Annotated in this window: 17 protein-coding genes; 11 read left to right on the forward strand and 6 right to left on the reverse strand. The window is 43.4% G+C overall.

The features are described 5' to 3' along the window. Positions 1-325, reverse strand: a 325-nt coding sequence (locus I8752_RS30250; RefSeq protein WP_214435886.1) for a transposase, incomplete at its 3' end; no start/stop codon positions are given. 986 nt (positions 326-1,311) lie between these two features. Between I8752_RS30250 and I8752_RS30255 the strand changes: the two genes are divergently transcribed. The 11 genes from I8752_RS30255 (at position 1,312) to I8752_RS30305 (ending at position 10,633) form a co-directional block, all read left to right on the forward strand. After that, on the forward strand, positions 1,312-2,004 hold the full coding sequence (locus I8752_RS30255) for a Uma2 family endonuclease (RefSeq protein WP_214435899.1): 693 nt from the start codon (positions 1,312-1,314) through the stop codon (positions 2,002-2,004). Continuing rightward, positions 2,001-2,921, forward strand: a complete 921-nt coding sequence (locus tag I8752_RS30260) for an RluA family pseudouridine synthase (RefSeq protein ID WP_318780910.1) — start codon at positions 2,001-2,003, stop codon at positions 2,919-2,921. Before I8752_RS30255 ends, I8752_RS30260 begins: the two co-directional genes overlap by 4 nt. A 165-nt stretch (positions 2,922-3,086) precedes the next feature. Continuing rightward, entirely contained in the window at positions 3,087-3,668 is a 582-nt protein-coding gene (locus I8752_RS30265; RefSeq protein ID WP_214435887.1) for a globin family protein, read from the forward strand. Positions 3,669-3,761: 93 nt separating this feature from the next. After that, positions 3,762-4,259 carry a DUF2656 domain-containing protein gene (locus tag I8752_RS30270; protein ID WP_318780911.1) on the forward strand — a complete coding sequence of 166 codons (498 nt, stop codon included), beginning with the start codon at positions 3,762-3,764 and terminating at the stop codon, positions 4,257-4,259. 104 nt (positions 4,260-4,363) lie between these two features. Continuing rightward, positions 4,364-5,068 carry an ankyrin repeat domain-containing protein gene (locus I8752_RS30275; protein ID WP_214435888.1) on the forward strand — a complete coding sequence of 235 codons (705 nt, stop codon included), beginning with the start codon at positions 4,364-4,366 and terminating at the stop codon, positions 5,066-5,068. A gap of 445 nt (positions 5,069-5,513) precedes the next feature. Then, positions 5,514-6,374, forward strand: a complete 861-nt coding sequence (locus tag I8752_RS30280; RefSeq protein WP_214435889.1) for a phycobilisome linker polypeptide — start codon at positions 5,514-5,516, stop codon at positions 6,372-6,374. 523 nt (positions 6,375-6,897) lie between these two features. Continuing rightward, positions 6,898-7,647, forward strand: a complete 750-nt coding sequence (locus I8752_RS30285; RefSeq protein WP_214435890.1) for a phycobilisome rod-core linker polypeptide — start codon at positions 6,898-6,900, stop codon at positions 7,645-7,647. A gap of 374 nt (positions 7,648-8,021) precedes the next feature. Then, positions 8,022-8,558 (forward strand): phycobiliprotein lyase, encoded by a 537-nt coding sequence (locus I8752_RS30290; protein ID WP_214435891.1) that lies wholly within the window; start codon positions 8,022-8,024, stop codon positions 8,556-8,558. 328 nt (positions 8,559-8,886) lie between these two features. Next, entirely contained in the window at positions 8,887-9,507 is a 621-nt protein-coding gene (locus I8752_RS30295; protein WP_214435892.1) for a chromophore lyase CpcT/CpeT, read from the forward strand. Next, positions 9,485-9,847 carry a CpeR family transcriptional regulator gene (locus tag I8752_RS30300; RefSeq protein WP_225896004.1) on the forward strand — a complete coding sequence of 121 codons (363 nt, stop codon included), beginning with the start codon at positions 9,485-9,487 and terminating at the stop codon, positions 9,845-9,847. Before I8752_RS30295 ends, I8752_RS30300 begins: the two co-directional genes overlap by 23 nt. Positions 9,848-9,973: 126 nt before the next feature. Continuing rightward, positions 9,974-10,633, forward strand: a complete 660-nt coding sequence (locus I8752_RS30305) for a HEAT repeat domain-containing protein (protein WP_214435893.1) — start codon at positions 9,974-9,976, stop codon at positions 10,631-10,633. A gap of 86 nt (positions 10,634-10,719) precedes the next feature. On the opposite strand, the gene I8752_RS30310 is transcribed toward I8752_RS30305, so the two are convergent. The 5 genes from I8752_RS30310 to I8752_RS30330 form a co-directional block, all read right to left on the reverse strand. Next, complete coding sequence (locus I8752_RS30310; protein ID WP_214435894.1) at positions 10,720-10,941, reverse strand: hypothetical protein; 222 nt, start codon at positions 10,939-10,941, stop codon at positions 10,720-10,722. 390 nt (positions 10,942-11,331) lie between these two features. Beyond that, positions 11,332-12,918, reverse strand: coding sequence for a B12-binding domain-containing radical SAM protein (locus I8752_RS30315; protein WP_214435895.1), 1,587 nt, complete (start codon positions 12,916-12,918; stop codon positions 11,332-11,334). Positions 12,919-13,093: 175 nt separating this feature from the next. Next, complete coding sequence (locus I8752_RS30320; protein ID WP_214435896.1) at positions 13,094-15,079, reverse strand: ATP-binding protein; 1,986 nt, start codon at positions 15,077-15,079, stop codon at positions 13,094-13,096. A gap of 77 nt (positions 15,080-15,156) precedes the next feature. Continuing rightward, positions 15,157-15,609, reverse strand: coding sequence for a response regulator (locus I8752_RS30325; RefSeq protein ID WP_214435897.1), 453 nt, complete (start codon positions 15,607-15,609; stop codon positions 15,157-15,159). Continuing rightward, on the reverse strand, positions 15,606-15,877 hold a 272-nt coding region (locus I8752_RS30330; protein ID WP_263986623.1), incomplete at its 5' end, for an ATP-binding protein. The genes I8752_RS30325 and I8752_RS30330, both read right to left, overlap by 4 nt.

The following is a 15,877-nucleotide window of genomic DNA, read 5'->3' on the forward strand; positions in this document are numbered from 1 at the left end:
CTATTACTACTGTAATCTTATTGCCATCTAATGCTTTCTTTAATTCTTTTAATCTTCTTTGTTTTAATTTGTCTACCGACCAATCTGAATTCGCTATAAAATGATGTAATGATTGAGCTGAGTTTATACTTACAGCTTTTGCTATCTCTGGTAATGATTTTCTTTTAATTGCTGACATTATCCCTAGGTGTAAATATTTGAAGCACTCATAATTCCTTACTTCTTTAAATAGCTCTTTATACTCTGCACAATATTCATCTATGATCGTAACTGTTGGGTGAGGATCTCTTGCCAAATGTTTGAGGATTTGTAATTCTACATCCATTGCTCTACTTACCTTCCAGAGCTTTTTCTTCTATTCCTTTTATTCAGAATACTCGGAAAGTGACAGAAGAGGGGTATAACTACGTACTAAGCAGGTAGGAAGATGAGACTTATGGGAGGTGGAGGGGAAAAAGACGGTTGCAGATATTACTCTTATCCCCCCATCTCCCCATCCTCTTCTTGACTCAGCACTCATCAAAAAGCAAAAAAGGAGAGCCACTTGGGCAGCTCTCCAGATCATCAGGGTGCATCTACTTAGCATAGTATAGCACTTTTGCCATGAGGAGTAATACCCATTATTTATTTTTTGTATAAATTCTCGTAAGAAAATTCCCTTAGTGTACTTAACTTAGGAAATTATAATTGAAAATAGTAATTTTCATTACTACTAGTGAATATATAATGTGCAGTATGCCTAAAAGTTGATAGTAAAAAATAAAGAGAGCTACTTAAGCAGCTCTCGCGATCGTTAGGGTATATCTACTAAACACAGAATAGCCTTTTAGGTGTGAGGGGTGTCACCTATTTTGTGGCAGGTTTTGTAAAAATATGATGAAGAAATTAACGCAGATTAAGTATTTGATAGTGGGATAAAAATAGTAAACAATTTCATTGTCTATACTGGTTAAATTCTACGTAATTTTAAGAAGCTATGGGCGAATGAACAGTCAATATAAAAACAGGATTAGCTATATGAGAAAATATATTTACTAGTATTCGCTGCATAGTAGAACTCGAACAAACGATAGTGCGATCGCATATCATTCGACACACCCTCTCTAAATTGTTGTCTTAATCGTAGGTAAATATTTCCTTTTTTCCAACAAAGGCGTTTCGTTGAATCTTGCAACTGACGTAGTTGAGAGCCTTGTCATTTGGAGTATATTACTTTATGTCTCGCCCCATCGCGCCTTTTCGTCCTACTCCACTTCACCCTAGCGGTTCGCTAAAATGAACAGTGCCACGTCTGAAATGGAACTTACGGCAATGGTCACCGAACTATCTTCTACCGCTAAGAACATCATCTACCCCGAAAGCGACGGACAGCCAATGGCAGACAACACTAAACAGTTTGAGTTGATTGTACTGATTAAAAAGAATTTGGATTTGTTGTTTGTCGATGACCCCAATGTATTCGTCGCAGGTGATTTATTGTGGTACACCATAGAAGGAGATAACCTCACTCGCAGAGCACCGGATGTCATGGTAATCTTCGGTAGACCAAAAGGCGATCGCGGTTCCTATCTACAATGGCGAGAAAATAATGTTCCTCCCCAGGTGGTTTTTGAAATTCTCTCTCCTAGCAATACCGCCAAAGAGATGATTGCTAAATACAAATTTTACGAGCGCTATGGAGTTGAAGAATACTACTTGTATGACCCAGACAGCGGTGAGTTAAGCGGTTGGCTGCGTTCTGGAAGTGAATTAGCTGAAATTCAGCAAATGGCTGGTTGGATAAGTCCTCGTCTGGGCATACGCTTTGAATTGGCAGATGGCGAACTTCAGATTTATCGTCCTGATGGACAGCAGTTTTTGACATACGAACAAGCCCAAGCCCAAGCAGAACAAGAACGCCAACGTGCAGACCAAGAACGCCAACGTGCAGACCAAGCAGAAACTCAATTAGAAGCACTCCGCACTTTACTTCAAGACAGGGGAATTAACCCAGACGCATTGTGACCGCAATTAATTTACAAGTAGCAGAAACAAGCGATCGCCTCGATCGCTACCTTTCCCAAGAATTACCAGACTTATCCCGTTCTCGCATCCAACAGTTAATCGAACAAGGTAACGTCCGACTCAACGACAAAGTCTGCATCACTAAAAAGATAAATGTGAAAGTTGGCGATCGCATTACTCTGGAAATTCCAGAAGCGCAACCTCTAGAACTGGAAGCAGAAGAAATACCCTTAGATATCCTTTACGAAGACGATCAATTACTCATTCTCAATAAACCTGCGGGCTTAGTCGTGCATCCCGCACCAGGTCATCCAGATGGCACACTGGTAAATGCTTTGTTGGCACACTGTCCTAACTTACCAGGAATTGGAGGAGTTCAGCGTCCGGGAATCGTCCATCGATTAGATAAGGATACTACAGGGGCGATCGCTATTGCTAAAACAGATATTGCCTACCAGCACCTACAGGCACAACTTCAAGCAAAAACTGCACGACGAGAATATTTAGGTGTGGTCTACGGTGCGCCAAAAGTAGAAAGTGGCACTATCGATTTGCCCATTGGTCGCCATCCGCAAGACCGTAAGAAAATGGCAGTAATTCCCATAGAACAAGGTGCAAGGTCTGCTATCACCCATTGGCAAATACTAGAACGTTTAGGAAACTATACATTAATCCACTTTCAATTAGAAACTGGACGCACCCATCAAATTCGCGTTCACAGTGCCAAAATAGGTCATCCCATTGTCGGCGACCCAGTTTATGGTTCTGGTCGGTCTGTGGGTGTCAATTTACCAGGTCAAGCACTCCATGCTTGGCAACTAAAGTTGCAACATCCAATATCTGGGAATTGGATCGAAGTGACAGCCCCCCCTCCCCAAACATTTACAACTCTGTTAGAAGTTCTTCGGCGAAGATGAGTGCAGAGTAGAGACGCGATTAATCGCGTCTAGACGTAAGTTATTTCTTACCCTTTTTTCAAGCGTTGCTTTCCTCTACTCTCCTTTACCTAGACAGTCTTTATGATAAGTTTTTAACTGAACATAATATAAGTGCTGCTTTCTCACTCAGCACTCAGCACTCATATGACATCGCAACTTAGTGAAAAAGTTTTAGAACTGATTAAAAAAGCCCGAATTGTTAGCTTTACTACCTGGCAAGATACTCATCCAGCAGAGGCAATTCAGCGATTTCAGGCAGCCGATGACCAAGGACGTTATTTGACCGATGAGGACTTTCAGCAGCTTCAGAGGCTTGTGCCTGCCACAGCAGAATTAATCCCAGTGGCACAGATGCTGCGCGATCGCGTCAGCGATATCGTTAATGAAGCGAGAAACGAGGTATTGACTACCTTCCCCAGCATTACCCAACCCGGCGGCGGACTTTATCCCCCCGAACGCGCTGAAGCCTGCTGGCGTGACTTCTGGCATTTTCTCCGCTGCATTACCTACGGTATCGCTGGAGGTCGCGTTGACTACACTAGTACTGAAGGGTTGCATTATATGCAACTGCTTTATCAAGAATTGCATGTACCATTAGACGCGATGGTATTGGGACTAGAAGAAATTAAAGCTGCGAGTTTGAAGCGCGTAGAACCACAACAGCAATCTGTGCTTGCACCTTATTTCGATCGCTTGATTGGACAATTGCAAAAGTTCGAGCAGTAAAGAATCTGAATTAATCGAGATTTTTTACCGTATACCGAAGCACCATTGAAGCTAGCCTAGAATCAAAGGTTTTATTAACAAGAGTTAAAAATTGTGAACGATATACTTCCAGGGCGGATGTTGCTGTCCCATAACTTCGATGTTGCAGGCGACATCGTTCCAGCCCTCAGCCGAGAAGAATTTGCACAAGTGTTTATAGAAGGCTTGGCAGATCGCAAACAACTCAAATGCCGTCTGGTGGATAATCCTCATTGGATTGTAGAGGTTTTGTTTCCGACAGAGGAATTTTCACCCCAACAGGTAGGAGAACTATGTGCTTATGCACTCTTAGAGAAGCGTCAAACGCAAAGTTCGCAAAGTGTTTCTTTTAGAGAATCGCACTCAGCAGCTATGCCTGAAATTTTGGTTTTAGGAGGCATCAAGACGACCCCGGCGACAAGCAGTTCGCCTAATGCACTGCAACCGGGAAATTGGGGCGTAGATGTGGTAGAAACTCTTTCATCTGAGGCATTTTTGCAGGCGATCGCCTGGGATGCTACGATTGCCCAAAAACCTACTGACAGTATTTTTAAAATTGAACTAAAAAAATAGGGATTGGGGAAAAAGAATTAAACAAAGTTCTTGCCCTGACCCTTTAACATGCATCCCTTTTCCCATTCTTATATATCTACACTCCCAACTCCCAACGTCTTGGTATGTCTTCTCTCAACAATGAACTAATCCGAGCAATTGTCAAAGGTGATGCTACTACTGTAGAAGCATTATTAGCTCAAGGTGCAGATGCGAATACAACTGGTGGTGTAACACCTGTTGGAGCAAGCAACACTGCCCTCATGTGGGCAGCGGCAGATGGATATCTCACTATTGTAAAATTACTGCTTGCCCGCGATGCCGATGTCAATGTTAAGAACATGGCAAACTATACAGCGCTAATGTATGCGGCTGAATCAAATTACCGAAATATTGTTTCTATTTTGCTCGATCGCAATGCTACGATTCACGATCGCAATCACTATGGTGAGACAGTGCTAATGTCGATATCGCGGCACGGTGAAACTGACATAGTACAACGTTTAGTAGCGATGGGAGCTGAGGTAAATGCCACCAATAAAATTGGCAATACAGCACTGTACTTAGCCGCAGAAAATAGCCACCCATATACCGTGAAGGCACTCATCAATTTAGGTGGAGAGGTAAATACTGAAAACCTTGGTGGTTGGACTCCACTGATGATGGCCTCAGCACGAGGCGATTTAGAAACAATGACAATTTTGTTGGAGCATGGTGCAGATTTCCGTCCTCAGAATCGCTGGGGTGGAACAGCATTAAGTGAGGCCCGAAATTCTTTCCGCTCCTATGAAGCAGCAGAACTGTTAATCAAAGCTGGAGCGACAGAGTAACTTACTAGTAGTGTGCCAAAGTCTTTTTGACCGACAGGAAAAGGGTAAGGGGTAAGGGGTAAAGGTTTTAAACCCTTCCCCTTTCTCCTTTTAAGAGCCTACACCTGTCAATATTTGTGTGGTGAACTACTACGTTGTGGCAAACAGTCCCTTGGGCGGCTAGCCTTCTTTGCAAAGGAGACGCTACGCTAACGGCAATAATAAAATTCATAAATCTTCATGTTGTTGGTTACAGACTCATATGAAGATTGATCATAACAAAGCGTATAAAACCCTCCGAAAATTTCTATAATTCGTGGGGCAATGTTTCTGATGAAGAAATTCAAGCTTTGTCATGCAACAAATCAATCCAACAGCTTGATTTGCCAGGGCTAACAATCTTAAATTTTTTCACTTTTTGAAACAAATTTCTTAAACTCTGTCGTTAACGCAGGAGACATCGTTAATGCCTTTTGGACCAGCTTCACGTTTGGGGGTTAGCTTATTTGATGAAACCCCTCCTATTGAATGGATACCCGGTCTATCGGATGATGAGAAAGAGTCGATTATTGTAGCAGTCTATAGGCAAGTATTAGGTAATGCCTATGTCATGGAAAGTGAGAGACTTGCTGTACCAGAGTCGCAGTTTAAACGGGGCGAATTCAGCGTCCGCGAGTTTGTGCGTGCTGTGGCAAAGTCCGACCTGTATCGTTCTCGCTTTTTCAGCAATACTCCTCGTTACCGTGCGATCGAACTGAACTTCAGACATCTTCTCGGTCGTCCCCCACGGGATTTGGAAGAAACGCGGGCACACAGCACCATTTTAGATACTCAAGGGTTTGAAGCTGAGATTGATTCCTATCTTGACAGCGACGAATACCAAAATACCTTCGGTGAAAACTTTGTACCTTACATTCGAGGCTACAAAACTGACGCTATTCAAAGCTTAGTTCAGTTTACCCATACCTTCCAATTAGTTCGCGGTGCTTCTAGCAGCAGCTTGAAAGGCGACATAGCAGGAAAGACTCCCAAACTGAATTCCTTACTCATTCAGTCCATCCCTACTGCTGTGGTATCACCTGCTAGTGGTGGTGCAACTTTCCGCACACCACCAGCAGTTTCCCGTACTCGTCAAGGAGTAGGTGCTAGCTCCGATGGCAAGGTTTACCGCATCGAAGTTACAGGATATAGGTCGAAAGCTGTCAACGCGGTTTCCAAGTTCCGCCGCTCTAACCAAGTCTTTCTAGTGCCCTACGAGCAGCTATCGCAGGAGTATCAGCGCATTCATCAGCAAGGCGGCGTTATAGCCAGTATTACAGCCATTTAGCGCAGACCCTTCAGCTGTACTGAGTACTGATGAGTCAGTTGCGTGGGTAGTCTCCCACATCACTTGCCACAATGCTTAGGCAACCGCCTACTGTTAGCGTAGCGACTAGGAGCGTTGGCAACCCAGTCTTGTGAGGTTCCCGCCAAGTTATGACAACAAAGGGAACCTCTCTACTCTTGTTAGATCGAAGACGCTCTTTCTCGCTAGCTTAAAAGCAGGGGTACGAGAACGCCTAACGGCGAACAAGTTCAGCTCTAGCAGTACGGATTATAGTTGCCTGAGTCAGGAACCCCTTCTTTAGCTTTGGTTCATCGCAAAGCAGTGGCTCAAATTGAGCGGACTGACATTGCTGAGTAGTAATCCATAGCTAAAGTAAAGGAATTGAGTCAGGAAGAAATTTATTTCTTCTTACTCTAAATTCATCAGCTCAATTGACAGTATGAGTGTTATTTACACACTCAGCACTCTTTTATATCAACTTAAACAAACCGAAAAATTGAAGTATCTTAGGAGATAAGTTTCAATGGCATCCCCAGCAACTTTTGAATTATTGCCTAACGGTGGATTGGATGACTTCCAAACAGCGATCAGGGCTGTTTACAAGCAAGTTTTAGGAAATCCTCATGTGATGGAAAGCGAGCGGTTGGTAACAGCTGAATCACAGTTGTGCGATCGCGCGATTAGCGTCCGTGAATTCGTTCGTCTTGTTGCTAAATCTGATTTCTATCGCAGCCGCTACTTTGAATCTAGTGCCCCCTACCGCTTTGTCGAGCTAAACTTCCTGCATTTGCTCGGTCGGGCCCCCCAAGACCAGAGGGAAGTTTCCGAACACATCGTTCGTACTGTTGCTGAAGGCTACGATGCAGAAATCGACTCTTACATCGACAGCGATGAATATCAAACAGCCTTTGGCGAAAATATCGTGCCTTACTATCGCGGCAGAAACAGCGCAGCGAACATAAAGCAAGTAGGCTACAACCACATTTTTGCCCTCGATCGCGGTCCCGCTCAGGTTGATAGCGCAGTCAAATCTTCACAGCTAGTTTATGCGATCGCCGCTAACGCTAGCACAAAGATTAAGCCTTCTTCAGCAACAGTGATTGGTTCGGGCAGTGAAAAGCGGTTCAAGATTGTTGTCACTGGCTCCAAATTTGACGCTCCTCGCCGCGTGAGTACAACTGAATACATCGTTCCTGCTAACAAAGTAACTCCGCAAATTCAGCGGATTAATCGCACTAGCGGAAAGATTGTCAGCATTACTGAAATCGTATAACTTTTCCAAGGGTGGCATTGCCCACCCTGATGATGTTTTGCGATCGAGTATCAATCAAATTTAAGAGGCGTTGATATTAGGAACTTCCAAATAAAAAGTAGTTGAGTGTTAAAAGTTAATAGTCAAACTTCAATCAATTGTTTTTATTTCTGGGAGTTCCTGAAGTAATGATGTAGACGGCTCAAAGATTGGCGTTGCTTCTGTTTTCCTCTGCATTCTTTACAGATAGTCTCTGAGCATTTCTACCGCGCTGAAAAGACTGCACCTAACAAAGAAAGTAGTAATCTGTAAAGGAACCAGCACTGTCTCACATCTTGTGCGGCAGCGTTTTTAATCTGAATTTATGAAATGCTGTACTTCAGTCATTAGCCGTCATGAACATTACAGAATTTGTTGAGCGTTCCCTTGGGCGTTGGCGATCGCAACGCAGCGCCCATCACTTAGCTTTTGGTCACTTTGAAGCCATACAATCGGTCATTGATATCGTTGCTATCTCATTAGATGACCCAGCAGTTGTTGACCTCTGCAAATCCTATAACGTTGACACAAAAGCAGCAGTTTCCCCGTTCCGTATGAGCTGGGACGGTCAATCAGATTGGGACGAAAACGAAGTCCTCAAAGGTAGTTGCATTCTCGTTCCCGTTCCCGACCCCAATTACCCGAATCGCGGCAAACTTTTACGCGACCAAGGTTATGCAGAAACCATGGCAGCTGCTGGTAACTATTATCTAACTGAAGATGAGACTTTTGTCTTAGTTACAGAATACGACCGAGCCGCCGCAGAAGAAAAAATCTGGTTCGTCAACCCCAATGTCCGCTGTCGAGTTTCCCTGATCAAAACTAGCGCCGGTACAGGAGTTGTTACAGCCTCTTTTTCATCAGAAATTCGACAAGTAGTTAAAAATCAATAATCAAAAATTGTCAAAGCATAGACTGCTTTTTTTATATCAACTTAATTCAATTCCATAAAATAAGAGCAAATTTCAATAGAATGTATTACTTAATTTCCAAAGGTTAAGTATTGAAACATGACAAAATTGAGCTTTTTTAAATATATCTTAATTACGAATTACCCTTCAGGTGACGCTCGAAGACTCGCTAACGCTGCGCTAACGGGAGTTCGGACTCGACGGGAACCCTCACGGGTTCAGCAGTTCCTCTACTTGGGGAGACCCCAAGACCGGACTGCCTCACCGCCAAGACTCCGACTCCCTCACGAATTACGAATTACGAATTAGCATGACTACTCCACTGCATATTTCTGAGTCTAAATCAAATGATTTAGTGACCCTGGCTCATTGTATGGCAGGGGATTTCAGTAACCACAAACAATCATGTGAAAATCCGAAAAACTACGCCCATATCCATGTTTACTTTCGTCCGTTACCATTTGATTTCTTCTCTGGAATTGGTTTTTATTCCGAGCAAGTTTATGACTACGATCTTTGGAATCCTTACCGTCAGGGCGTACATCGGTTAGTGGATCGAGAAGACCACATTTATATAGAAAACTACAGTCTTAAAAATGCATTTCTCTATGCTGGTGCAGCACGTGAATTAGACATTCTCAAAACAATTACGATTGACTGTATCGAACGACGATACCACTGCGCCATGATCTTCAGACGAGACGGCGATCTGTTTCGGGGCAGTGTAGAACCTGGCAACTTGTGTTTGATTGAGCGCAATGGTTGTCAGACTTACTTGGTGAGCGATGTCGAAGTCACACAAAGCAGCTGGATCAGCTTGGATAGAGGCATGGATATCAATACGCACGAGCAGGTTTGGGGGTCAACCTTTGGGCCCTTGCGCTTTGAAAAAAGGGAGAGTTTTGCCCATGAAGTCCCAACTATCTTATGACGCTTCCCTAAAAAATCTGGCAAGGGTTGAAGCAAAAATGTTGCCACCAGAGGCTCAAAAAAAGATGCAATGCTGGCTCCGAAGCCGTCATTTGATTTGTTCAGGTAATTTTTTTATTTTTGAAACGGTAGACTATAGCGCCGTCGAGCGTTTTTCTGAATGCGTTGTAGCGTTGGGTGGAACGATAATTTCGGTTGAACCAATTGACAAATTATGGATGGGAGATCATCGCCAAGTATTTTTGTATCGTGCTAAAGCCAGTTTGCACACCCCTTGTCATAACTTAAGGCAATACTGGATTAAATATGGCAGCTTTCGCACGCGATTTGATGTGCAGTAGAAGGGATTGGGTATTGGGGATTGGGTATTAGGTATTAGGAAAATTTTCCCCAGTCTCTAGTTCCTAGTCCCCAGTCCCTAGTCACCAGGTCCTAGTCACCAGTCCCCAGCTATATCATTCGCTTTTATGGAACTCCATCAAATCGAAACCGATTTACAAAACCCAGATTTTAAATATCGTCTTGATGCGATCGCAGCTTTAGGCAATCATCCCTCTGAAGTAGCTGTTCCCTTGCTTGCCAAGCATCTCCACGATCCAGAATTTTTAGTGCGATCGTTTGTTGCTAGGGGTTTGGGCAAGCACCAGACATCCGAATCCTTTGCTGCTTTACTTCAGATCCTCAAGTTTGATAACACTCCCAATGTGCGAGCAGAAGCTGCTAACTCCCTATCTTTGTTTGGCAGGCTCTCAGTTTCCCATCTAGTGCAAACATTTATTATGGATGAACACTGGTTGTTGCGCCGCACTATACTAGCAACTTTAGTTGAACTGGAGTGCCCTGAAGAGCTACTTGAGGTCTGTCTCCAAGGGCTAGAAGGAGAAGATGCAAGTGTACGAGAGGCTACAGTAGATGCACTGGGCAGTCTTGCTGGCTCCCGTCAACATCAATCTGCTCTCTCCCAACTCTTAATACTCAAAAATTCGGAGTCAGAACGCATTCGGGTACAGGTTGCTTATGCTTTGAAACATTTTGATGACCCTGATGCTAAAGAAGCTTTGGCACAACTCAGACAAGATACCAATCATCGCGTGGTTGGGGCGGCGATGGAAGATTTACTCCAGTAAACAAGTCGCGAAAGTTTGATACCACTATCCGATTTATCAGCAATTTCCGCTCACTACTGACGAACGATTTGAGAATTTTTTATTAATTAAATCTCATCGTAAATAGCATCTGCATCACTATAATCTTTAAAAATTTGCTCAACAGCAAGGTGATGCCGAACTGTGTTTTCATTTTCTTCTTCCACATTTTCATCTGTCTGCACGATAGTTCTTACATCTTGGTTTGCTGGTAATTGCTCTAACGCTGCTTCCGAAAATTCGGTTTTTTCTTCTGGTGTTACTTCGGCAAAAAAATCGTAGGCTTTCATGTGAAATTAATTCTAAATATAGTGGTTCTCGTTTGCATACAATACACTCTATTTACGTAGTTAGTAGCCAGGAATCAGGAGCGTTATTCTAAATTTTTACTCCTAACTACTTTAAGTTGTTATACTTCATTCATTTGAGAATTGCTGTAATTAATTACTTAATATTTATATATAAATATAATATGCGATCGCAACTAGAAAACAATCAGATTCACATAACATATATTGCACAAATATTAATCTGTCTAAAGATATGACATTATAAATAAAATCCCAAGCAATAATTTTTAACCAAACGGTATTGAACGATCAAACTCAATCAAAATAAAGATAGTAACAGGTGACAGTAGTTATTAATTTTTCTCTATCACCTATCTTTTATCGATTTGCTTAACTAACTACCGCCTTTGCTTTTGTCTCCACAGGCACGTATGGCTTTTCAGCACCTTGTGCTAAATATTCGGCTAGTTGACTTTCAATTTGGTCGCGCACAATTTGGCGATACTCTAGAAAATGTTCGTTGTGAGCGCAGGCAGAAAGATAATGTTCGGCAACTCCTGGGTTACGCTTGATGATACTGAATAAGTGATGCCAGAACTTCCAGCGAGTTTCCCGTTTAATGCCCTGTCGCCAAATTACAATCAGCAACGCTTTGATCGTTACCCACTCTGGCATTTTGGATGGGGCTTTCCAACTCGGCGCACCCATCATCAAAAAACAGCGGTAAGTGCGATCCAAATACTTTACTGGCTCGTATAAAGCACAAAAAGCCTCAATATATTCCCTAGCAATATCTTCTAACGGACGGGTAGCGATAAAGTTCATCAACGTTGTTTGGTTGATGTTTCCGTCTTGATTTTCCCGCAATCTTCCTTCTTTTTGCAGGCGATGCCACAATGCTGTGTTGGGTAGCGCTTGCAACATAGCGAAGGTCGTAGAAGGAATTGCTGCTTGTTCTGCAAAACGGACAATGCGATCGCCTGCACCTGCTTTTTCCCCATCAAAGCCGATAATAAATCCAGCCATTGGGCGCAACCCAGCTTTAATGATGCTTTGCACCGCATCAGTTAAAGAATTCCGAGTATTTTGAAATTTCTTAGTCAGTTGCAAGCTATCTTCATCAGGTGTTTCAATGCCCAAAAATACAGCAGCGAAACCAGACTCAACCATCAACTCCATCAGTTCTGGATCTTGTGCCAAGTCAACCGAAGCTTCGGTGTCAAACCGGAAAGGATATTGATGTTCTGCCATCCAAACTTTTAACTCTTTGAGCAACAATTTAACATTGCGTTTGTTGCCAATAAAGTTATCATCTACCACGAACACACCACGTCGCCAACCCAATTCATACAGATAGTCTAATTCTGCCAGCAGTTGCGCTGGAGTTTTAGTACGAGGTTTACGCCCGTAAAGCACAATAATGTCGCAAAATTCGCACTGAAAAGGACATCCACGCGAAAATTGTACCGACATCATGTCATAGGCATCAAGTTCTAGTAAATCAAAGCGGGGAATAGGCGTACTTGTGACATCTGGTTTTTCTGTGGCGCGGAAAGTACCAGAAGTTTCTCCCCGTTGAACTGCCTCAATAAACATAGGCAGAGTAATTTCCCCTTCATCGAGAATCAGAAAATCTGCGCCCACATTTTCAACTTCATGGGGTGTAGAAGTAGGGTAAGGGCCGCCAACTGCAACTAACTTACCGCGTTGTTTTGCTTCTTTAATTTGGTCTAATAAATCTTGTTTTTGGACAATCATCGCGGAGAAAATAACTATATCCGCCCATGCCCACTCTTCTTCTGTGGCTGGACGAATATTGCGATCTACCAGTTTGAATTCCCATTCTTGGGGTAAAATTGCCGCCACCGTCACCAAACCCAAAGGTGGTAACAAAACCTTGCGATCTACTAATGCCAAAATTTTTTCATATGACCAAAAGGTTTTAGGAAATATCGGATAGACCAGCAATATTCGCATTTTGTATCAATCCTCACACTTTGATTTCAATCCCACTCTAGCGGAAATTAACATCTGTTAACTGTTAGTTGTCAGTTGTCAGTAGTAAAGAGTGCCGAGTATTTAATACTCCCCCTGCGCCTCTGCCCTCCTCACTGACTCCCTAACAGCTATAAATGTTTCATTTTTTTGAGTTCTACTTGACAAATTCTGGTAGTTCGATCCAAAAGCGACTACCCCCACCGACTTCTGACTCCATACCTACCTGACCGCCCATGCGTTCAATGCCTTTACGGACGATCGCTAGTCCAATTCCCGTACCAGGGTAAGCTTCAATACTGTGCAGACGCTCAAATACGCCAAAAATCCGCTCGCGGTGTTGGAGTTGAATGCCAATACCATTGTCTTCTACCCACAGACGGACATTGCGATTGCGGCGTTCGCTCCAGATGCGGACTTGCGGTTGAACTCCAGCAGCGACAAACTTAATGCTGTTGGTGAGGAGATTCGTCACAATTTGCTCGACAGTACGGTAGTTGCCTACAACTTCCAACAGAGGTTCTGCAACTATGATTTGAGCTTGCTTTTCTTCTAGGGATGACTCTAGTTGCGTCAGTACTTGCCTCATCAGTAAGTTGAGGTTAATTGGCTGCAACGGCAAATCAACACGACTCAAACGGCTGTAGGCTAACAAGTCTACAAGTAAATTGTCCATCCGCTCCACACTACTGGCAATGCGATGGAGTAAATCTTGTCCCACTGAATTCAAAGCAGTATCGTATTCTTCTAACAAAATAGTAGCGAATCCTCGGATGGCGCGCAGAGGTTCTTGTAAGTCGTGGGAAATCGAGTAGGCAAAGGCTTCTAAAGCACTATTGGCTTCTTCTAGTTGTTGGGTGCGGTTGCTAACCAATTGTTCGAGTTGTTCGGTGTAGCGGTGTAATTCTTCGCGTAAACGAGATTGTTGGATGGCGATCGCCAGCTGATTCGCCACCTCGTAAGCATTATCCATGTCTTCCTCAGTTAAAGAACTGGGCTGAATTGCTCCCACATTCAAAGAGCCTATTAGCTGTCCTTGGGCAATCACAGGCACATTCATAATGAAGCGAATGCCTTGATCAAACAATCTTTGTTGAATGCGATAGAGTCTAGGATGTTCGGCTAAATTTTCAATAATTAGTGCTTGATTTTGCTGCAAGGTTTCTATGTCACCAAAATCCTGCAATGAAAAACTTTCACCGATACTGCAACCAATTCCCTCATGAGACTGAACTGCCAAGACAGTGGCTTGTTGAGTTTCCCAATCAAACAATGTTACATCCAATAATTGACAGCGAAGTAATGGATAAGTAAACATAAGAGCAGTTTGGGCAATTCCAGCCGGAGAAATTGCCCGCAAGATTGAGCGATCTAGCTCTTGTAGAGTCCGTAATCTTGTAGCATAGCGTTTCAGTGACTCTTCTGCACGTTTGCGCCCGGTAATGTCTTCTAACAACCCATCAATAACCAATTCTCCCTGATTCGTAATCAGAGTTTCATTCACTGAAACCCAAATTGAAGTACCATCGGGTTTGCGTAACTTTAGTTCTCGTTCTCGTCTTTGCTGTGGTGTAATATCTCTGGCTTTAGAAAAAATTTCACTAAAGCCGCCAATCGACTGGAGTTCATCTAAGGAATTAAGTCCTAAAACCCTCAAAAACACATTGTTGACTTCGAGTAATCGTCCGTCGGGAATTACCCGAAACACTCCGACATGCAATTGGTCGAGCAGGGATTGCAGGCGGTTCTCGAAAAAGCTGGCTCTACGTCGAGTCTCATTACGTTCTAAGACAGTCCTCACCGTTGTTGACAGACGCAAAAGATGCTTGGGTGATTTGAGGATGTAATCATCGAGTCCACTTTTCATGGCTTCTACGGCAATTTCCTGAGTACCTGTATTTGTAAACATAATTACGGGACGCTCAGGGAAGCGCTGTTTGAGGGTACGTAATATCTCCAAACCGTTAGTCCAGCGGAGTTGGTAGTCAGTGATTGTCAAATCGAAGCGACCCGCTGCCAATGCTTGCTCAAACTCCTCTGGTTCGCCCACTTCCTCTATCTCGACATCAGAGAACTCCCGGCGCATCTCTCGCGTAACCATGAAGCGGTCATTTTTATCATCATCAATAATCAAAATGTGCATAGGGAGACAAAATCGATGCTTGAAAACTTTACACGCAGGGTAAAGTTCTAGGAAGTGCGTAGTCTAGACTAAACCATCTAGTCGGTATAAACCATCGACCTCCGGTTTAAATTAATCCAGTAAGCATCAAGTAACGTTAACATTGCAGTCAAGTCACTAAATGCGATCGGTTTAACTAAGTAGGAATTGACACCCAAATCATAAGCTTTGTGAATATCGGTTATTTCTTGAGAAGTTGTCAGTACGACCACTGGCAAGCGTCTAAGACCAGGTTGCTGCTTCAGCCATTCCAACACTTCAAATCCAGATTTCCGGGGCATTTTCAGGTCTAACAAAAACAATGTCGGCATCGGGTAAGACTCACGGTTAGCATAATCTCCTTCACCACAGAGGTAATCAATAGCGGCTTCTCCGTTGCTGACAACCTGAAGCGGTTGTGTGAGATTAGCTTTGCGTAGGGCACGACGAATTAGTAAGACTTGGTTAGAGTCATCCTCTGCCAGCAAAACGATCTGTTGGTCTGTGTTCATGTTTTCATAGTCGCTGTTCGTAGTTCAATCCAAAAGCGGCTGCCTTGCCCTATTAATGACTCTACACCGACCTGTCCCCCCATGCGCTCAACTCCCTTGCGGACAATAGCCAAGCCGATACCGGAACCAGGATAACTCTCTTCACCGTGTAATCTTTCAAACACGTTGAAAATTCGCTCTTGATGCTCAAGCGCGATGCCAATGCCATTATCTTCGACCCAGAGGCGAATTCGTGGGGATGAGGGGGATGAGGGGGATGAGGGAGATG

It is taken from the genome of Dendronalium phyllosphericum CENA369 (genome assembly GCF_016056275.1).
Lineage (GTDB): Bacteria > Cyanobacteriota > Cyanobacteriia > Cyanobacteriales > Nostocaceae > Dendronalium > Dendronalium phyllosphericum.